The 19,761-nt window shown below is 53.5% G+C and carries 20 protein-coding genes; 18 read left to right on the top strand and 2 right to left on the bottom strand.

Annotated features, from left to right (window positions below; genetic code table 11):
- The first annotated feature begins 67 nt into the window (after positions 1-67).
- From M493_RS12490 to yajC, 9 genes are all read left to right on the top strand, one after another.
- Entirely contained in the window at positions 68-811 is a 744-nt protein-coding gene (locus M493_RS12490) for a YebC/PmpR family DNA-binding transcriptional regulator (RefSeq protein WP_020960721.1), read from the top strand.
- Positions 812-912: 101 nt separating this feature from the next.
- On the top strand, positions 913-1,923 hold the full coding sequence (locus M493_RS12485) for a DUF3231 family protein (RefSeq protein ID WP_020960720.1): 1,011 nt from the start codon (positions 913-915) through the stop codon (positions 1,921-1,923).
- A gap of 79 nt (positions 1,924-2,002) precedes the next feature.
- Entirely contained in the window at positions 2,003-2,485 is a 483-nt protein-coding gene (locus tag M493_RS12480) for an intercompartmental signaling factor BofC (protein WP_020960719.1), read from the top strand.
- Positions 2,486-2,584: 99 nt separating this feature from the next.
- Positions 2,585-3,160 (top strand): Holliday junction branch migration protein RuvA, encoded by a 576-nt coding sequence (ruvA, locus tag M493_RS12475; protein WP_020960718.1) that lies wholly within the window; start codon positions 2,585-2,587, stop codon positions 3,158-3,160.
- A 37-nt stretch (positions 3,161-3,197) separates the two neighbouring features.
- Positions 3,198-4,199, top strand: coding sequence for a Holliday junction branch migration DNA helicase RuvB (gene ruvB / locus M493_RS12470; RefSeq protein ID WP_020960717.1), 1,002 nt, complete (start codon positions 3,198-3,200; stop codon positions 4,197-4,199).
- Positions 4,196-4,402 (top strand): DUF2905 domain-containing protein, encoded by a 207-nt coding sequence (locus M493_RS12465; RefSeq protein ID WP_020960716.1) that lies wholly within the window; start codon positions 4,196-4,198, stop codon positions 4,400-4,402. Before ruvB ends, M493_RS12465 begins: the two co-directional genes overlap by 4 nt.
- A gap of 15 nt (positions 4,403-4,417) precedes the next feature.
- The gene (gene queA, locus M493_RS12460) at positions 4,418-5,446 is read left to right on the top strand and encodes a tRNA preQ1(34) S-adenosylmethionine ribosyltransferase-isomerase QueA (protein ID WP_020960715.1); all 1,029 of its coding nucleotides are present in this window, start codon (positions 4,418-4,420) and stop codon (positions 5,444-5,446) included.
- A gap of 17 nt (positions 5,447-5,463) precedes the next feature.
- On the top strand, positions 5,464-6,606 hold the full coding sequence (gene tgt, locus M493_RS12455) for a tRNA guanosine(34) transglycosylase Tgt (protein WP_020960714.1): 1,143 nt from the start codon (positions 5,464-5,466) through the stop codon (positions 6,604-6,606).
- Between the two features lie 23 nt (positions 6,607-6,629).
- Positions 6,630-6,902, top strand: coding sequence for a preprotein translocase subunit YajC (gene yajC / locus M493_RS12450; RefSeq protein WP_020960713.1), 273 nt, complete (start codon positions 6,630-6,632; stop codon positions 6,900-6,902).
- Positions 6,903-7,022: 120 nt separating this feature from the next.
- On the opposite strand, the gene M493_RS12445 is transcribed toward yajC, so the two are convergent.
- Together M493_RS12445 and spoVB are read right to left on the bottom strand one after the other, a co-directional pair.
- The gene (locus M493_RS12445) at positions 7,023-7,406 is read right to left on the bottom strand and encodes a TIGR04086 family membrane protein (RefSeq protein WP_020960712.1); all 384 of its coding nucleotides are present in this window, start codon (positions 7,404-7,406) and stop codon (positions 7,023-7,025) included.
- Between the two features lie 65 nt (positions 7,407-7,471).
- Positions 7,472-9,034 (bottom strand): stage V sporulation protein B, encoded by a 1,563-nt coding sequence (gene spoVB / locus M493_RS12440; protein WP_020960711.1) that lies wholly within the window; start codon positions 9,032-9,034, stop codon positions 7,472-7,474.
- Between the two features lie 107 nt (positions 9,035-9,141).
- On the opposite strand from spoVB, the gene M493_RS12435 reads away from it, so the two are divergent.
- The 9 genes from M493_RS12435 (at position 9,142) to ahpC (ending at position 19,751) form a co-directional block, all read left to right on the top strand.
- Positions 9,142-9,432, top strand: a complete 291-nt coding sequence (locus M493_RS12435) for a post-transcriptional regulator (protein ID WP_020960710.1) — start codon at positions 9,142-9,144, stop codon at positions 9,430-9,432.
- A 119-nt stretch (positions 9,433-9,551) separates the two neighbouring features.
- Positions 9,552-11,804 (top strand): protein translocase subunit SecDF, encoded by a 2,253-nt coding sequence (gene secDF / locus M493_RS12430; protein WP_020960709.1) that lies wholly within the window; start codon positions 9,552-9,554, stop codon positions 11,802-11,804.
- 124 nt (positions 11,805-11,928) lie between these two features.
- Positions 11,929-12,831 (top strand): cation diffusion facilitator family transporter, encoded by a 903-nt coding sequence (locus M493_RS12425; RefSeq protein ID WP_020960708.1) that lies wholly within the window; start codon positions 11,929-11,931, stop codon positions 12,829-12,831.
- Between the two features lie 57 nt (positions 12,832-12,888).
- The gene (gene recJ, locus M493_RS12420) at positions 12,889-15,246 is read left to right on the top strand and encodes a single-stranded-DNA-specific exonuclease RecJ (RefSeq protein ID WP_041267971.1); all 2,358 of its coding nucleotides are present in this window, start codon (positions 12,889-12,891) and stop codon (positions 15,244-15,246) included.
- The gene (locus tag M493_RS12415; protein ID WP_020960706.1) at positions 15,246-15,758 is read left to right on the top strand and encodes an adenine phosphoribosyltransferase; all 513 of its coding nucleotides are present in this window, start codon (positions 15,246-15,248) and stop codon (positions 15,756-15,758) included. The genes recJ and M493_RS12415 overlap by 1 nt, the downstream gene beginning before the upstream one ends.
- Before the next feature lie 137 nt (positions 15,759-15,895).
- Positions 15,896-18,094: a RelA/SpoT family protein gene (locus tag M493_RS12410; RefSeq protein WP_020960705.1), complete on the top strand. Its 2,199-nt coding sequence runs from the start codon at positions 15,896-15,898 to the stop codon at positions 18,092-18,094.
- Positions 18,095-18,116: 22 nt separating this feature from the next.
- Positions 18,117-18,575: a D-aminoacyl-tRNA deacylase gene (gene dtd, locus M493_RS12405; protein WP_020960704.1), complete on the top strand. Its 459-nt coding sequence runs from the start codon at positions 18,117-18,119 to the stop codon at positions 18,573-18,575.
- 80 nt (positions 18,576-18,655) lie between these two features.
- Positions 18,656-18,829, top strand: coding sequence for a hypothetical protein (locus M493_RS18720; RefSeq protein WP_020960703.1), 174 nt, complete (start codon positions 18,656-18,658; stop codon positions 18,827-18,829).
- Between the two features lie 358 nt (positions 18,830-19,187).
- A complete protein-coding gene (ahpC, locus tag M493_RS12395) occupies positions 19,188-19,751 on the top strand; it encodes an alkyl hydroperoxide reductase subunit C (protein ID WP_020960702.1) in 564 nt (187 codons plus the stop codon).
- Positions 19,752-19,761: the final 10 nt, after the last annotated feature.

Below are 19,761 nucleotides of genomic sequence, written 5' to 3'. Positions count from 1 at the left end.
TGACATTTGCCGCGTTTTCTGCTATAGTAATATCGGACATTCCGTTGTGATGAGAGGAGAAATTTCGATGGCTGGACATTCGAAGTGGAAAAATATCCAACGGCGGAAAAACGCCCAAGATGCGAAGCGCGGCAAACTGTTTATGAAACTGGCGAAAGAAATTTATGTCGCCGCGAAAACCGGCGGAGGTGACCCGGCGGCCAACCCGGGCCTGCGTCTTGTCATTGAGAAGGCAAAGGCGGCCAATATGCCGGGCGAAAACATTGAACGGGCGATTAAAAAGGCAACGGGAAATCAGGAACATACCAGTTATGAGGAAATCCGTTATGAAGGATACGGGCCAGGCGGCGTCGCGGTCATGGTCGTCTGCCTTACGGATAATAAAAACCGCACCGCCGCCAACGTGCGTGCGGCTTTTTCGAAAAACGGGGGCAACTTGGGGGAAACGGGCTGCGTTTCTTATTTGTTTGAGCGCAAAGGATGGCTCGTCATCGACCGCGAGCAACACGATGTTGATGAGGACGAGCTGTTGCTTTTGGCGGTTGAAGCCGGTGCGGAGGAGATGGAAACGACAGACGAGTCGTTCGAAATTTATACGGCGCCCGAGTCGTTTGAGACGGTAAAAGAACAGCTCGAACAACAAGGACTAACGTTTGCCAACGCGGAAATTACGATGATCCCGCAAACATATACAACGTTATCGGGCGATGACTTGAAAAAAATGCTGAAGTTAATCGATGCGCTCGAAGATGATGACGACGTCCAAGAAGTGTACCATAACTTGGATGAATCGGTGCTTGAGGAAGAATAATATTCGTCGGCAGCACGCTGGCGATTTTTTTTTGCCTTAACTACATACAGCAGAAGGCCGCAGAACATAATAACAGGGAAACAAGGGGGTGCAAAAATATTATGGAAGGAAATGTTGCTTCATTAACAAGTACAGAGATTTCCAGTCTTTGGAGCACGTATATAAACGATAGCATCGTCGCTTGTCTGCTCACCCATTTTAGCGAAACGGTGACTGACGACGACATTCGCCCGCTCATCGCCGAAACGTTGAACGTCGCCAACGGGCATTTGCGCGCCATTGAACAGCTTTGTTCGGCTGAAGGGATCGCCAAGCCGATTGGTTATCCGGTCGAGAAGCACGTCTACCCAGGGGCCCCGAAGCTGTTCAGCGATGTTTTTTACCTTGAATATATATACCATATGTCGAAATTCGGCCTTACTTCCCACAGCGGGGCGATCGCCATGGCGTCGCGGCAAGATGTTGTCGATTTGTTCCGGCAGTTTTTGAATGAAGCGACCGACATTAACGACCGCGCCCGCCAATTGTTGCTTGAAAAAGGGGTGTACGTCCGTCCGCCGTATATGGCCTACCCGAAAGAGGTGGAATTCATCGAGCGGCAAAGCTTTTTAACCGGCTGGTTCGGCCCGCGCCGTCCGCTCTTGGCCATCGAAGTCGCCCATTTGTTTGCGACCGCGCGTAACAACGAAATTGGCAAGGCGACGTTGACAGGGTTTGCCCAAGTCGCCGGCGATCCGGAAATCCGCAACTTTTTCTTGCGCGGGGTGCGCGTCTGCTCGGACATTATGAACACGGTCCATGACGTCTTGCGGGAAAGCGACGTGCCGACTGTGATGTCGTCCGATGTGACGGTGACTGATTCCACGAAACCGCCATTTTCCGATCAGTTAATGATGGCGGTCATTAACGCCCTGTCCGCGATTGGCACGGCGGAATACGGGGCGGCAATGGCGGCCAGTCTCCGCCGCGATATTATCGCTTTATATGCCAGTCTGATCACCAAAGCCGGCGCTTTTACCGAGGACGGGGTCAACATGATGATCGACCGCCGCTGGCTTGAATACCCGCCGCATTTTGTAGACCGGCGGCAGCTTGCCTTGCAAAAAGGCTAACGGAACAGGAATAAAATGGCGTCTATCGGCGAAACTAATGATGTAAGGAAACCATCATGTCGGAAGAGAGGAACGGACAATGCGAATTCTTTCCATCATGTTGTTGATTGCTGCGGTCGTGTTGCCGACTCATCAGACGTTCGCCGAGCCGGCGCCGGTTAACATGACGATTGTGCTGCAACAGCAATATTTAGACGGAGAGATCAGCGAGGAGAAACGAACGGAAACGGTCTTTTCGTTAACAGAAATATGGAAAAAATACCGCGACTGGCAGCTTATTACCCTTGATGACCGAACGATTGTTTTTCGCAAAACGGTTAACGATATTTCTCCGTTGCTCAAAACAAATGGTTATTTCGGGATTACAGACGATGGCACGTTGTCCATTTTTAACGGCAAGCCGGGCCGCTCGAGTGAAATTATTCAGTCGTTTTTCCAAATCGACGTGCAAAAACTCGAAAGCCGCCAGCAAGAAAAACTAAAGAAAGGAATTCGCGTCCTCTCGAAAGAGCAATATGAACAAGTGATCAGAATGTATCGCCATTTTGCGATTGTGCAATAAAATGGAATCCCGTGGTGTGAAGCGCATCACGGGATTTGTTTTTGCTATAATGAAATCGTATGATACAATGAAAGGACGAGAAAAGGAGAGGAGTACGCATTGATCGAGTTTATCCGCGGGTATGTCGATTACGTCTGTCCCGAATATGTTGTGATCGACCACCATGGCATCGGCTACGAAATTTTGACTCCGAACCCGTTTGTCTTTCGCGAGAGTCGCGCCGCGACGGTGACAGTGTATACATACGAATACGTGCGTGAAGATGTGCACGCCTTATACGGATTTCTAACGCGTGAAGAGCGGAACTTGTTCGCGAAACTGCTCCAAGTGTCCGGCATCGGACCGAAAGGGGGGCTCGCCATTTTGGCGGCCGGCCGTCCGGATGAGCTCGTGCAGGCGATCGAGGAAGAAAATGAGGCGTTTTTATGCAAGTTTCCAGGGGTTGGGAAAAAGACGGCCCGGCAAATGATTTTAGATTTAAAAGGAAAGCTTACAGTGTTTTCGGCCCCGCGCCCGGCCGCCCCCATTTCCGGGGAACTTGCCGAGGCGGTCGTTGCGCTCAAGGCGCTCGGTTATGCGGAACGGGAAATCGAGAAAATTATTCCGGCGCTCCGCGAAGAAACGATGTCGACGGAACAGTACATAAAACGGGCGCTGGCGCTGTTGTTGAAATAAAGGGTGGCCGGCAATCGGCCAAAGGGGAGGGACGACGGTGGACGAACGGCTTGTATCCGGCGCCGCTTTAGGTGGCGAGGCGGCGTTCGAACCAAACTTGCGCCCGCAATATTTGCATGAATATATCGGGCAAGATAAGGTGAAAGAAAACTTGCGAGTGTTTATTGAAGCGGCCAAGCTGCGCGAGGAGACGCTTGACCACGTCTTGCTGTATGGACCGCCGGGACTTGGAAAAACGACGCTCGCCGCCGTGATTGCGAATGAAATGGGGGTCAGGCTGCGGACGACATCCGGGCCGGCGCTCGAGCGGCCCGGTGATTTGGCGGCGCTTTTGACATCGCTTGAGCCTGGGGATGTGCTGTTTATTGACGAAATCCATCGATTGCCGCGAACGGTTGAAGAAGTGCTGTACCCGGCGATGGAAGATTACTGTTTGGACATTATGATCGGCAAAGGGCCAGAAGCGCGTTCGCTCCGCCTTGATTTGCCGCCGTTTACGCTTGTCGGGGCGACAACAAGAGCCGGGGCGCTATCCGCGCCGCTGCGCGACCGGTTTGGCGTCATCAGCCGGCTCGAATATTACCAAGTGGACCAATTGGCGCAAATTGTTGAGCGGGCGGCCGCCATTTTGCATATTATAATCAACGATGAGGCGGCGCTTGAGCTGGCTCGTCGGGCGCGCGGCACGCCGCGCATTGCCAACCGGCTGCTCCGCCGTGTCCGCGATTTTGCCCAAGTGCGCGGGGACGGCGAAATTACGCTGCCGCTCGCCGTTGAGGCGCTTGAGCGGCTGCAAGTTGACCGGCTCGGGCTTGATCACATTGACCATAAGCTGCTTTTGGCGATTATTGAAAAATTTGCCGGCGGTCCGGTCGGGCTTGAAACGATAGCCGCTGTGGTCGGGGAAGAAGCGCAAACGATTGAGGAAGTGTATGAGCCGTATTTGCTGCAAATCGGCTTGTTGCAACGGACGCCGCGCGGGCGTGTCGCTACGCCGGCGGCGTATGCCCATTTCGAAATGGAGGTTCCGAAGCGGTGAACAGCTTGCCGAAGTTGATTATGACAATTGGCGCTGTGCTTATCATTGTCGGGTTTGTCATGCAGTTTGTCAAACTCGGCCGCTTGCCGGGGGATATCGTCATTCGCAAAGGAAATATGACATTTTATTTTCCGATCGTGACATCGATCGTGCTAAGTGTCGTGTTATCTTTGATTTTTTATGTGCTCGGGCGATTTCGCTAAAGAAAGGAGAATTTGATGAAAGTCGACTTGTTTGATTTTCATTTGCCAGAAGAGCTTATTGCACAAACGCCGCTCCCAGACCGGGCGGCGTCAAGGCTTATGGTGCTGGATAAACAAACGGGCGCCATTCGCCATGAAACATTTCGCAACATTATTTCGTACTTGAATCCGGGCGATTGCCTCGTCTTAAACGATACTCGCGTCATGCCGGCGCGTCTGTATGGGGAAAAAGCGGAAACGGGCGGGATGATCGAAGTGCTGCTTTTAAAGCAGCTGGACGGTGACCGTTGGGAGACGCTTGTTAAGCCGGGCAAACGGGTCAAGCCGGGAACAAAGCTCACGTTTGGCGGCGGGAAACTTCAAGCCGTCTGTCTTGATACGCTTGAGCACGGCGGCCGGGTGCTTGAGTTTTCGTATGAAGGATTGTTTTATGAAGTGTTGGCCGAGCTTGGTGAGATGCCGCTGCCGCCGTATATTAAGGAAAAGCTCGACAACCCGGAGCGTTATCAGACGGTGTACGCCCGCGAAATTGGCTCGGCGGCGGCACCAACGGCCGGCCTTCATTTTACCGAGGAGCTGCTCGAGGACATCCGCCAAAAAGGGGTACATATCGCCTTTATTACGCTTCATGTCGGGCTCGGCACATTCCGGCCGGTCCAAGTGGATGACGTTGAGAAACACGATATGCACGCTGAGTTTTACCAAATGGGCGAGGAAACAGCGGCGATATTGAACCGTGTACGCGCAAACGGCGGTCGCATTATCGCCGTCGGGACGACATCCACGAGGACGCTTGAGACGATCGCCGGTCGGCATGGCGGCCGGTTTGCCGCTGAGAGCGGCTGGACGGATATTTTCATTTACCCGGGTTACGAATTTAAAGGTATTGACGGGCTCGTGACGAACTTCCATTTGCCGAAATCGACACTCATCATGCTCGTGAGTGCGCTTGCCGGCCGTGAGCATATTTTGCACGCGTATGAAACAGCGGTCAAAGAGCGGTACCGCTTTTTCAGCTTCGGCGATGCAATGCTCATCATTTAAGAAAGGAGAACAGCACGGTGACGACACCGATTCGCTTTGAACTGATCAAAACGTGCCGACAGACAGGAGCGCGACTTGGCATCCTCCACACCCCGCACGGCTCGTTTGAAACGCCGATGTTTATGCCGGTCGGGACGCTCGCGACGGTCAAAACGCTGTCGCCGGAAGAGTTGAAGGAAATGGGCGCGGGTGTCATTTTGAGCAACACATACCATTTATGGCTTCGGCCGGGCCATGACATCGTCGAGGAAGCAGGCGGCCTGCACGCGTTTATGAACTGGGACCGCGGCATTTTGACCGATTCCGGCGGCTTCCAGGTGTTTAGCTTGAGTGAGTTCCGCCGTATCGAGGAGGAGGGCGTCCATTTCCGCAACCATTTAAATGGTGACAAGCTGTTTTTATCGCCGGAAAAAGCGATGGAAATCCAAAATGCGCTCGGCGCGGACATCATCATGGCGTTTGACGAATGTCCGCCATATCCGGCAACGTACGACTATATGAAACGGTCGGTCGAGCGAACGAGCCGCTGGGCGGAGCGCTGCCTGAAAGCGCACCGCCGGCCGAATGAGCAGGGGCTGTTTGGCATCGTCCAGGGAGGCGAGTATGAGGAATTGCGCCGGCAAAGCGCCCGTGATTTAGTGTCGCTTGATTTTCCCGGCTATGCGGTCGGCGGTTTGTCGGTCGGCGAGCCGAAAGATGTGATGAATCGGGTGCTTGAGTTTACAACACCGTTGTTGCCGGCGGACAAGCCCCGCTATTTAATGGGCGTCGGTTCGCCTGATTCGCTTATTGACGGCGCGATTCGCGGCATCGACATGTTTGACTGCGTTTTGCCGACGCGCATTGGCCGCAACGGGACGGTCATGACGAGTGAAGGGCGGGTGGTGATCAAAAACGCCCAGTACGCCCGTGACTTCACACCGCTTGATCCGAACTGCGACTGCTATACGTGTCGAAACTATACGCGCGCCTACATCCGCCATCTCATCAAATGTGATGAAACATTTGGCATCCGGCTCACGTCTTACCATAATGTCTATTTTTTGATAAAATTAATGGAGCAGGTGAGACAGGCGATTCGTCAAGATCGACTCGCCGACTTCCGTGAGGAATTTTTCGAACGCTACGGCTTTAACAAGCCGAACGCGAAAAACTTTTAGCCATCGGAAAGGAGGGGGATTGAATGAACGCGGCGATTGCGAATTTATTGCCGATCGTGCTGTTTTTCGTCATTTTCTACTTTTTGCTTATTCGCCCGCAACAAAAGCGGCAGCGCGCCGTCCAGCAAATGCAGGCGAATTTGAAAAAAGGCGACAAAATTGTCACGATCGGCGGTTTGCATGGCATCATCGACTCGGTCGATGAGGATAAAATCATTATCCGCGCTGGTGACGGCACGCGGCTTACATACGACCGTTCCGCGGTGCGCGAAGTGGTGCCGGAAAACAAAGCATAACCCGAATGAAAAGTGTCAATCGATGACGCCGGCAACCGGGCTGTCATGGAAAGGGTTGGCACTGCCTAAAAAAGCGGCTGTTTCGCCCGGAAACAGCCGCTTTCACATTAGGATGACCGTTTATGCCCGCTCGCGGCGCGCCGGCGACAGGTTGACGCCGACGATGCCGCCGAGAGATGCGGCGATCCAAAAACCGAGGTGATATAGCCATTGTTCGACCGTAAACGGTTTTTCAATGCCGAGAAATTGAAACAAAAAAATGATCGCTGTAAATGAAAGGCCGGTCAGCCCGCCGGCAAGCCACCCTTTTTCTTGGCTTTTCCCGCCGGCAACGATCCCTCCGATGAACATTGAGATGACGGAGATGGCGAAAATGATCCATGTGAGCGATGATTCATGAATGTCCGTCCATTTGAGCAGCAGTGAAAAAACGAAGCTGACGAGCGCCGCCAAAACGAAAATGGTGGCGACGCCATATACGAGTGCGCTGCCAAGCCGTGACAACGTCCTCCCCCCTTGACCACAATCGTTTTACCACAATATATTCACGGCCGGACATGTTTAGAAGTTTATTTTCGTCCGCTTTTCCCAGCGAGCCAATGAAGCCCTGGAAGATAGACAAGCTCCTCGCGCCTGATAAGCCGAAAAAACAGAAGGGCCGCAACATATAAAGCAATCGTTGCCGCCATGGCAAACAGCGTCCATAGCGGCGGGGATATGGCCGCAGGCGGATAGCGGAACAGCGCATAGCCGGCCGCACCGGCGGCGGCGATGGCAGCCAATGCTTTTGCATATTCGCGCGCATCGATCGAAAAGGAAACGGCTTTGGCGACGGTAGCGAAATGGAGAAGCGTCACGAGCACCGTGCCGACCGATGTCGCCAGTGCCGCCCCCATAATGCCTAAGCTCGGCCGCGAGGCAAGAACGAAAATGCAGGCGAGCTTCACCGCCGCGCCGATCAAACTGTTCGTCATGGCGGCGTTTGCCAAATCAAGCCCTTGCAGCACAGCTTGCAACGGGCCTTGGAAATAATAAAACAAGAAAAATGGCGCCATCACTTGAATAAAGATGGCCGCTTCGCTCGTGCCGTACATCCACCGCATCAGCGGTTCGGCAAAAATGTACAGGACGACGGCGGAAAGGCCGCCGGTGATAAGCGACAGCCGCATCGCCTGGGCGATCCGGTATTCGACCAACATCGGCTTGTTTTGCGCCATCGCTTCACTAATGGCCGGCACAAGCGCTGTCGAGAGCGCGTACGTAATGAACGACGGCAAGGTGAGCAACGGCAGAGCGTAGCCGACGAGCTGGCCGTACTGCTTCGTGGCGATGGAAGCGGTAACGCCGGCAAGAGCTAAGCTATTGGCGACAACGATCGGTTCAAAAAACCAAGAAAGCGAACCGATCAAGCGGCCGCCGGTCGTCGGCAGGGCGATGCGCATGAGGCGGATGAACGTTTCTTTGCCGGCGCGCACGTAGCGAAAAAATTTTGTCCGCAGGCGGATTGATTTTTTAAACTTAAATAAGAACAACAAGTACAATAAGGCGGCGAGTTCCCCGAGAACAGAAGACGCCATGGCGCCGGCGGCGGCGTACTCGACGCCGTATGGCAAGAGCGGTCTTGTGCATAAAGCGATCAGGCTGATGCGGACGATTTGTTCAATCAAAAGCGAGTAGGCGTACGGCTTCATTTGCTGCCGTCCTTGAAAATAGCCGCGCAGCACCGAGGAGATGGCCACGATCGGTACGACCGGAGCGATGGCCATTAACGGATAGTACGTGCGCGGATCGGTGAACAGCGTCCGCGAAAGCCACGGCGCGACAACAATGAGGGCGGGCAGAAATATGGCGCTTAGCACCCCGGTCGTCGTGAGTGACACGACAAGAATTTTTTTAACCCGTTGTCGATCGCCGGCCGCTTCCGCCTCGGCGACCAGTTTGGAAATCGCGACCGGCAGCCCGATTTGGGTGGCCGTAATCGCCAACACGAGCGTCGGCACGGCCATCATGTACAACCCAACCCCCTCGTCGCCGATCATCCGGGCGACGACGATGCGGTTGATGAAGCCGAGAATTTTCGTAATAAAACCGGCGGCGATTAAAATGATCGTCCCTTGCAAAAATTTGGACATTTTCTTTCCCTGCCTTCTCAAATGCCTTAATCTTTTATACAATATATGCGAGACACATGGCCAAGCATGACAAGGATCATAGCTGGCATGGCGCGGGAGGGTGAGAGATGGAAGGGGAAAAACAGCTGCGTGAACAGCTCATGCCGGCGCTCGAATGCAAATATGACGAATTTCGTCTGCTCGGCTACACGCAAGTGACAATCGACGGGCTATGGGAATGTTTGTGCGCCCGAAAGTGGAAAAAGGCATTGATGGAAAAAAAACTATATGAGCTTGTCAGCGACATTTTGTCGCTTTCGCCTGGGGAATATATGGCGTTTTTGACGATGCGGTCGTACGAACAGCAGCGGGCAGCCGGCGGCGATGATTTGGAGCGTGTTCTCAAAGAATTGTTATAGTGAAAAATTGACACTAGTGGCCGGCTGGCTCATAATGAAAGTCGAAGCCGGCGTATTCAGCGATGGCGCGATGGAAGCCGTTGGGTGACAAGACGAATCAAAGGAGGATTTTGAAACGAATGGTAAAACGAAGCCGCATCGTCGCGTTTTTTTTGCTTCTGCTCCTGTTTGCCGGGGTGATCGGACCGACGGTTCAAGGAATTGTACATAATATAAAACTAGGCCTTGATTTGCAAGGCGGATTTGAAGTGTTGTATGAGGTGAGGCCGGCGAAAAAGGGGGACAAAATTGACCAAGAAACGCTTCAAAGCACGGTCAGCGCTTTAAACAAACGGATTAACGTCCTCGGTGTCAGCGAGCCGCGCGTCGACATCGAAGGCGGAAACCGCATCCGCGTCCAGCTCGCCGGAGTGAAAGACCAAAATGAGGCGCGCGAAATTTTGGCCACCCAGGCAAAGTTGACGTTCCGCGATGTGAATGACAACGTGCTTATGGACGGGAGCGACCTCGTCCAAGGCGGGGCGAAGCTATCGTTTGATGAAAACGGCCGGCCAAGCGTCGCCATTAAATTAAAAGATGCTGATAAATTTCGCCAAGTGACGGAAAAAGTGTACAACATGGGGCCGCCGAACAATATATTGGTGATTTGGCTTGATTTTGAAGAAGGGGTTGACTCGTACCGAAAAGAAGCGGGCAAGGCGGATCCGAAATTTATTTCCGCCGCCTCGGTCAATCAAGTGTTTAACCAGACGGATGTATCGATCGTCGGCAACTTTACGGTGAAAGAAGCGCAGCAACTCGCCGACTTGTTGAATGCGGGGGCGCTTCCTGTTGAGCTGCACGAGATTTATTCGACATCGGTCGGCGCCCAGTTTGGACAAAACGCGCTCGAAAAAACGGTATGGGCCGGCATTATCGGCATTGCGGCTATCTTCGTGTTTATGATTGGGTTTTATCGGCTGCCGGGCGTGATTGCCGTCATTACGCTGTCGGTATACGTTTATTTGATTTTGCTCTTGTTTGACTGGATGAACGGCGTCTTGACGCTGCCGGGCATTGCCGCCCTTATTTTAGGGGTCGGGATGGCGGTCGACGCCAACATCATTACGTACGAGCGGATCAAGGAAGAAATCAAGCTTGGCAAATCGATGTTGTCAGCGTTTCGCGCCGGCACCCGCGGCTCGTTTGCGACGATTTTTGACGCCAACATTACGACGATCATCGCCGGCGCCGTCCTGTTCATTTACGGGACGAGTTCGGTCAAAGGGTTTGCGACGATGCTCATCATCAGCATTGTCGCGAGCTTTGTCACCGCCGTCTACGGCACGCGGCTCTTGCTCGGACTGCTCGTCTCAAGCCGTTGGTTTGATAAGAAGCCGGGTTATTTCGGTGTAAAAAAATCGGAAATCTTAAACATTGCCGAAACGAATGACGAGACGGAAGTGCCGACGAAGTTTGACCGCTGGGATTTTGTGAAACATAGCAAAAAGTTTTTCTTGTTCTCCAGCGCTTTGACAATTGCCGGCGTTATTTCGCTTGTTGCCATGGGGCTCAATCTCGGCATTGACTTCACAAGCGGGACGCGCATTGAGGTGACGAGCAACCGCCCGATCGAGGCCAATGAACTGAGCAGCTATTTTGAACGGCTCGGCCATGAGCCGGAAGATGTTGTGTTATCCGGCACGGACGGAAAGACGGGGGTTGTCCGTTTAATCGGCGTTCTCAATAAGGAGGAAATTGCCAAGTTAAAAGGCGAGCTGAAACAGGCTTACGGCTTTGAGCCGAACGTGAGCACCGTCTCGCCAATTGTCGGCAAACAGCTTGCCCGCAACGCGCTCATTGCCGTGCTCATTTCGTCGATTGGGATCATTTTGTATGTGACGATTCGCTTTGAATGGCGGATGGCGTTGGCTGCCATCATCGCCTTATTGCACGACGCTTTTTTTATCATTACCGTGTTCAGCTTGACGCGGCTTGAAGTCGATTTAACGTTTATCGCCGCTGTGTTGACGATCATTGGTTACTCGATCAATGATACAATTGTCACGTTCGACCGTATTCGCGATCTCATGAAAAAGCGGAAAGTGAAAACGGTCGACGATTTAAAGCATATCGTCAACCGGGCGCTGCAACAAACGTTCACACGTTCGATCAACACCGTATTGACCGTTTTGTTTACGGTGATCGCCTTGCTTTTGTTTGGCAGCGAAGCGATTCGCAACTTCAACCTCGCCTTGCTCGCCGGCCTTGTGTGCGGCGTCTATTCTTCGCTGTTCATCGCTGCACAGCTGTGGCTCGTGTGGAAAGGAAATGCGCTCAAAAAAGGCAAAGGGGCGAAAAAAGCCGCGCCGGAGGCCGAACCGCATCTGTAATGGCGCCGGAAAAAGCATTCGCTTTTTCCGGTGCTTTTTCTTTCGCAACGATCGATGGAAAATGGGATACACTAATGGCCAGATGCAAAGCAGGGGAAGCGCAAAAGGTGGGGGGATATGGGCCATGGAAAACGAACAACGGTTCAGGCAGGCGAAAACAGCAGCGATTGTCGGCATTGTCGGCAACATGGCGCTTGCGGCCATCAAGGCAGTCGTTGGGGTGTGGAGCCAAAGCCAGGCGCTGATCTCCGATGCCGCCCATTCGGCGTCCGATGTCGCCGGGTCGTTCGCCGTTTGGGTCGGACTGCGGGCCGCAGCGCGCCCGCCGGATGAAGACCATCCGTACGGGCACGGAAAAGCGGAATCAATCGCTGCCATTATTGTGGCGGTTCTTTTGTTTCTCGTCGGGCTCGAGATCGGGCGGTCGGCGCTCACGTCGTTGTTTGCCCCGCTGTCACCGCCGGGGGTGGCCGCCATTTATGTTCTGTTGTTATCGATCGTTGTCAAAGAGGCGATGTTTCGCTATAAGTATCGGCTCGGGCAACGGCTAAATAGCGATGCCTTAATCGTGAACGCCTACGAGCACCGCTCTGACGTCTTCTCCTCGCTCGCCGCGCTCGTCGGTGTCGGTGCCGCTATTCTCGGCGGAAAGTGGGAAATCGGCTGGCTCGTATATGCCGACCCGCTCGCCGGGCTGTTTGTTGCCATTCTTGTGATGAAAATGGCGTGGGAACTTGGCCGACAGTCGATCCATACGGCGATTGACCATGTGCTCCACGAGGAGGAAACCGACTATTTGCGGGAGGCGGTGCTGTCGTTTCCTGATGTGCGGCAAATTAACGAACTATACGCGCGCGAGCACGGTCATTATGTTATCGTTGATTTGAAGATTGCCGTTGATCCGCTGTTGACAGTGGAAGAAGGGCATCGGATTGGGAAAAAAGTAAAGGAAAAGCTGTTGACGCTTCCGCGCGTTCGCAATGTGATGGTGCATATCAACCCGTATGATCCGGAAAAAAACACGTAATGCCGTTGCCTGCCCTTTTCTCCTTTTTGTATAATAAGGAGAGTTGAGGTGGGGGACATGTTAAAAGCGAAAACGCGTTGGGAGGTAGATGGTCCCGACGAACAGACGGTGCGGCGGCTGGCAGGGGAAGCCGGCCTCGCGCCGTTGTTGGCCAGGCTTCTTGCCCGCCGCGGCGTGCGGACGGCGGCGGAAGCGGCCGCGTTTCTCAATCCGCTTGGGCAGCCGTTTCACGATCCGTTTCTGCTTGATGGGATGGAGCGGGCTATCCGGCGCCTTAAGCGGGCGATCGAGGCCGGCGAACTTGTGCTTGTTTATGGCGATTATGACGCCGATGGTGTCTGCAGTACGTCGGTGATGGTCAGCGCTCTTAGAGAAGCGGGGGCGTCGGTTGAGTTCTACATTCCCAACCGCTTTACGGAAGGATACGGCCCGAATCTGGCGGCGTTCCGTGCCGCGAAAGAGCGGGGCGTTTCCGTGATTGTGACTGTCGACAACGGGATTGCCGCGGTCAATGAAATCGCCGCCGCTAACGAATGGGGGCTTGATGTCATTGTGACCGACCATCATGAACCCGGTCCGGTGCTGCCGGAGGCGTACGCGATCATTCATCCGAAAAAGCCGGGAAGTACATACCCGTTTCGCGACCTGGCCGGTGTCGGTGTGGCGTTTAAAGTCGCCCATGCGTTGCTCGGGCAGGTGCCGCGTCATTTGCTTGATTTGGTGGCGATCGGGACGATTGCCGACCTAGTGCCACTCGTGGGGGAAAACCGTCTGCTTGCCGCGCAGGGCCTTGAAGCGCTGCGTGAAACGAAACGCGCCGGGTTGCGTGCCCTATGGCGGCAATGCCGCATTGATGCGGCGACGGTAAACGAGCAGACGGTCGGCTTTGCCATCGCGCCGCGGCTGAATGCAGCCGGCCGCCTCGGCGGCGCTGATCCGGCCGTGGCGCTGTTAATGACTGACGATGAGGACGAAGCGGTCCGGTTGGCTCAAGAAATGGACGAACTAAATCGCGAGCGTCAGCAGCTTGTAGCGCAAATAGCTGAAGAAGCGGCCGAGATGGTGCGGCGCCGGTTTCCGCCTGACGAGCATCGCGTTCTTGTTGTGGCCGGTGAAGGATGGAATCCGGGTGTTGTCGGCATCGTCGCCTCGAAGCTTGTCGAGCAGTTTTACCGTCCGGCGGTTGTACTTTCGATCGATCGGGAAAAAGGAATCGCCAAAGGATCAGCCCGCAGCATTCAAGGCTTTGACCTTTTTGCCAGTCTGTCGCAATGCCGCGATATCTTGCCGCATTTTGGCGGCCATCCGATGGCGGCGGGAATGACCTTGGCGCTTGATGATGTAGAGAAGCTGCGGGAGCGGTTGAATGCCATCGCGGCGAGGACGTTGTCGGATGATGATTTTACGCCGCCGACGTTCATCGATGCTGCCTGTTCCGTTGCGGAGTTGACGTTGTCGGCCGCCCGCGGGCTTGAACGGCTTGCTCCGTTTGGCGTCGGCAATCCGCGGCCGCTTCTGCTCATTGAGGAGGCGGCGGTTGAAACGATGCGGCGCGTCGGGGCGAACGGCGCCCATATGAAAGCCGCCTTTTCCCAAGACGGCGCAGCGATTGATGCCATTGGTTTCGGCCTTGGACCGCTCTGCGAGGAAATCGCCCCAGGGGCGCGCGTCTCGGTCGTCGGGGAGCTTGCGGTGAACGAATGGAACGGGCTGGCACGGCCGCAGCTGTCGTTATGTGATGTAGCGGTAAGCAGCTGTCAGCTGTTTGATGCCCGCGGCTGCCGCGACGTCCGCCCGCTTCTCGAGCGGCTGCCGGAAGAGAAGCGGCTGCTCGTCCTGTTTCGCCGCGAAACTGGACATCGTGCAGATTTGGCGACGTTTCGCCGCGAACTTCATTATGTGTCAAATGATGAAGAGGCGGGCGCCTTGGCGATTGACGGCCGCTATGTTGTGCTGCTTGACTTGCCGCCAAAGATCAGCCGGCTTGCCGCCCTGCTTGGCAACGGGCAGCCGGAGCGCATTTACGCGGTGTTCGCACAGCCGGAAGCGCAGTTTTTCCGCACGTTCCCGACGCGCGACCATTTTAAATGGTTTTATGCCCTTTTGCATAAATATCGTTCGTTTCCGCTCGCCGAGCGGGGCGGACAATTGGCGCGCGCCCGCGGCTGGACGGAAGAGACGGTTTATTTTATGGCAAAAGTGTTTTTAGAGCTGGAGTTTATTACGGAACAAAACGGCGTCATTTCGCTCGTTCATACGCCGGCGAAGCGCGACTTGCATGAATCGCCGACATACTGCCGCCGGCGGGACGAGCTTGAGGCGGAACATCAGTTATTATATTCCACTTACGAGCAGTTGAAACGCTGCTTAGCAGCAATGACACGTTCGCAAACGTACGAGGAGGCAAACGTATAATGGATTTAAAACAGTACATCACGATCGTGCCGGATTTTCCAAAACCGGGCATTCTATTTAAGGACATTACGACGCTAATGGACAACGGAAAAGCGTACAAATATGCTACTGACCAAATCGTCCAATATGCGCGCGAAAAACAAATCGATATCGTCGTCGGTCCGGAAGCGCGCGGCTTTATTATCGGCTGCCCGGTCGCCTATGCGCTTGGCGTCGGGTTTGCGCCGGTGCGCAAAGAGGGAAAGCTGCCGCGCGAAGTCGTTCGTGTCGAATACGGGTTAGAGTATGGGACGGACGTACTGACGATGCATAAAGATGCCATCAAGCCAGGCCAGCGCGTGTTAATTACCGACGACTTGCTAGCGACAGGCGGAACAATGCGGGCGACGATCGATTTGGTCGAACAGCTTGGCGGCACGGTGGCCGGTTTGGCGTTTTTAATTGAATTGACGGAACTTGGCGGGCGTAAAAAATTGGAAGGCTACGATATTTTGACGCTCATGCAGTTTTAAAATAGTCGACACGATTCGTTTCTTTCGCTACAATAGAGAAAAAAGGGGCACTCGCACGAGTGCTCTTTCTTATTAACGTGATGGATGCCTATGCCTTTCCGTCTGAATTTTATTTTAATTAAAGGTGATTTAACTCTATGGCCAATGAACAAGTGCTGACAGCGGAGCAAGTGTTTGAACAGGCGAGCTGTTATTTGTCGGAACAAGATGTCGCCTTTTTAAAAAAGGCGTATGAATTTGCGAAACACGCCCACCGCGACCAGTTCCGGAAATCGGGCGAACCATATATCATCCATCCGATTCAAGTCGCCGGCATTTTGGCTGACTTGAAAATGGATGCGACGACGATCGCTGCCGGGTTTTTGCATGATGTCGTCGAAGACACCGAAGCGACAAAAGAAGACCTCGAGCGCGAGTTCGGCGCGGAAGTGGCGATGCTTGTCGACGGGGTGACGAAGCTTGGCAAAATCAAATATAAGTCGCAAGAAGAACAGCAGGCGGAAAACCACCGGAAAATGTTTTTGGCGATGGCGCAAGATATTCGCGTCATCTTAATTAAGCTGGCTGACCGGCTGCACAACATGCGGACGCTAAAGCATTTACCGGCGGAAAAGCAGCGGCGCATCGCCAATGAGACGCTCGAAATTTTTGCTCCGCTTGCCCACCGGCTCGGCATTTCAAAAATTAAGTGGGAGCTTGAGGATACGGCGCTTCGCTATTTAAATCCGCAGCAATATTATCGCATCGTCAACTTAATGAAGAAAAAGCGGGCTGAGCGTGAGCAATATTTGGAAGAAGTTATTCAAGAGGTGCGCGAGCGGCTGAATGAAGTGCATATTCCGTGCGAAATTTCCGGGCGTCCAAAACATATTTACAGCATTTATCGGAAAATGGCGATGCAAAACAAACAGTTTAACGAGATTTACGATTTGCTCGCCGTCCGCATCATTGTCAACAGCATTAAAGATTGCTATGCCGTGCTCGGCATCATCCATACGTGCTGGAAGCCGATGCCAGGTCGCTTCAAAGATTACATCGCCATGCCGAAGCCGAACATGTACCAATCGCTCCATACGACGGTGATCGGCCCAAAAGGTGAGCCGCTTGAAGTGCAAATCCGCACGTTTGAAATGCACCAAATTGCCGAGTTTGGGATTGCCGCGCATTGGGCGTACAAGGAAGGAAAAACTGTCAAGCCGAATTCGTTTGAAGAAAAGCTGTCATGGTTCCGGGAAATTTTAGAGTGGCAAAATGATGCCAGCAATGCCGAGGAATTTATGGAATCGCTGAAGATGGACTTGTTTTCCGACATGGTGTTCGTCTTCACCCCGAAAGGCGATGTCATCGAGCTGCCGGCCGGCTCGGTGCCGATTGATTTCGCCTACCGCATCCATTCGGAAATCGGCAATAAAACGATTGGGGCGAAAGTGAACGGCAAAATGGTGCCGCTCGATTACAAGCTGCAAACAGGCGACATTGTCGAAATTTTAACGTCGAAACATTCATACGGTCCGAGCCAAGATTGGTTGAAACTCGCGAAAACGTCACAGGCCCGCAATAAAATCCGCCAGTTTTTCAAAAGGCAGCGGCGCGAGGAAAATATTGAAAAAGGGAAAGAAATGGTCGAAAAAGAAGTGCGCAGCCTCGGCTTTGAGGCGAAGGAAGTGATGACGGCCGACAATTTGAAGCGCGTCGCAGAAAAATTTAATTTTTCCAATGAGGAAGACATGTATGCAGCGGTCGGCTATCATGGGATTACGGCGGCGCAAATTGCCCACCGGCTGACGGAAAAATGGCGAAAGCAGCGCGATTTGGAAGAACAGCAGCGCAAACTGGCTGAAGCGGTCTCCGAGGCCAAGCTGCCGGCCGGCAAAAAACGCGACTGCGGTATTCGCGTCCAAGGAATCGACAATTTGCTGATCCGTTTGTCCCGCTGCTGCAACCCGGTGCCGGGCGACGAAATAATTGGCTTTATCACTCGCGGTCGCGGCATTTCCGTCCACCGCGCCGACTGTCCGAATGTGCAGGTGGAAGAGGCGGCTGACCGTTTGATTCCTGTTGAATGGGAAAGCGGCACAAATGGCGAGCGCGAGTATAATGTCGACATTGAAATTACCGGCTTTGACCGCCGCGGCTTGCTCAATGAAGTGTTGCAGGCGGTAAACGAAACGCGCACGGACATTTCCGCCGTCTCGGGCCGCTCGGACCATCGCCATAAAATCGCAACGATTCATATGACGATTGCCATTCATAACATCAGCCATTTGCAAAAGGTAGTGGAACGAATTAAACAAATTCCCGATATTTATTCGGTTCAACGCCTGATGAACAACTAAGGGCGTCAAAAGGAGGGACACGATGAGAGCGGTCATTCAGCGGGCAAAACAGGCGGGCGTTACTGTTGACGGCGAGGTCGTTGGGGCGATCGATTTCGGGCTTGTCGTGCTTCTTGGTATCACCCACGGTGATACGGAGGCCGACGCCGCCTATTTGGCGGAGAAAATCGCCCATTTGCGCATCTTTGAAGATGAAGACGGAAAAATGAACCGCTCGTTGCTTGAGGTCGGTGGGGCGGTGCTGTCAGTGTCGCAATTCACCTTGTACGGCGACTGCCGGAAAGGGCGGCGGCCGAACTTTATGGCAGCGGCGAAACCGGATCGTGCCTTGCCGCTTTATGAGGCGTTCAACGCCTTCTTGCGCGAAAAAGGCATTCATGTTGAAACAGGCGTGTTCGGCGCCATGATGAACGTGACGCTCACAAACGACGGCCCAGTCACCTTAATCATCGACAGCGGCGAGAAACCGGGAAACGAATGACGTTTCCCGGTTTCTTTTTTATTTTCGACGAAAAATGGGAAAGATGAAAACAAACCGGCACATAGAAAGGAGGAGGGGCGATGCGGCAAACGGGCAGAGGCGTACAGGCGCACCGGACGAACGATGTGCTTTCCGCTGATTTCCACGAGTGGATGAGGCTTGAGTCTGAATACAGCGCCTTTGAGCTGGCGTCTGAGTTCGGCGTGACGCTAAAAGACGTGCAAACATTGAAAAAGCAGCAGTTTCGTCCGTGAACACGGCCGGGCGCTGGCGCTTCGGCCGGAGGAGCGGCGCCCATGTCATGGGGCGGACATAACCGGTATGGCATCCCCATTGGCTGATTAGTGTGTCGGTTCTCCTGAGAGACACGGCCGGGCCGCTGCAAAAGTGATTCCCCCGGTTGGGGAGAGTTCCGGACAGGACGACAAATAAAGGGCGCCCAACTTTATTGCCCATCTCACAAGTGCACCGTGTTGCACCTGAAGGTGGCTAGAGGCGATGGAAAAATTTTAAGCATATATATTGACAAAATACATAGTTCTATATGATAATCAATATCGTATTAAAATAATTTTAATCTAATCACTAACGATTACAGGAGGTAGATGAAGAATGTCTCTCGTAGGGAAAAAAGTAGAACCGTTCAAAGCACAAGCGTATCACAACGGAGATTTTGTCGAAGTCACGGAACAAAACTTCCTCGGGAAATGGAGCATCGTTTGCTTCTATCCGGCCGACTTTACATTCGTATGCCCGACAGAGCTTGAAGACTTGCAAGACCACTATGCAACGTTCAAAGAACTTGGCGTGGAAGTGTACTCGGTTTCGACCGATACCCACTTTACTCATAAAGCATGGCATGATACATCGCCAGCCATCAGCAAAATCGAATATGTTATGATCGGCGATCCGTCGCACCAACTGTCCCGCATGTTTGACGTGCTTGACGAGGAGCAAGGGCTGGCGCAACGCGGCACGTTCATCATCGACCCGGACGGCGTCATCCAGGCGGTGGAAATTAACGCTGACGGCATCGGCCGCAAAGCCAGCACACTGATTGACAAAATCAAGGCGGCTCAATACGTTCGCAACCATCCGGGAGAAGTGTGCCCGGCAAAATGGCAAGAAGGTGGGGAAACGCTGAAGCCAAGCCTTGACCTTGTAGGGAAAATTTAAGGAGGCTTAT

Source organism: Geobacillus genomosp. 3 (genome assembly GCF_000445995.2).
In the GTDB taxonomy this organism is placed as follows: domain Bacteria; phylum Bacillota; class Bacilli; order Bacillales; family Anoxybacillaceae; genus Geobacillus.
This window is presented reverse-complemented; position numbering and strand designations above follow the sequence as displayed.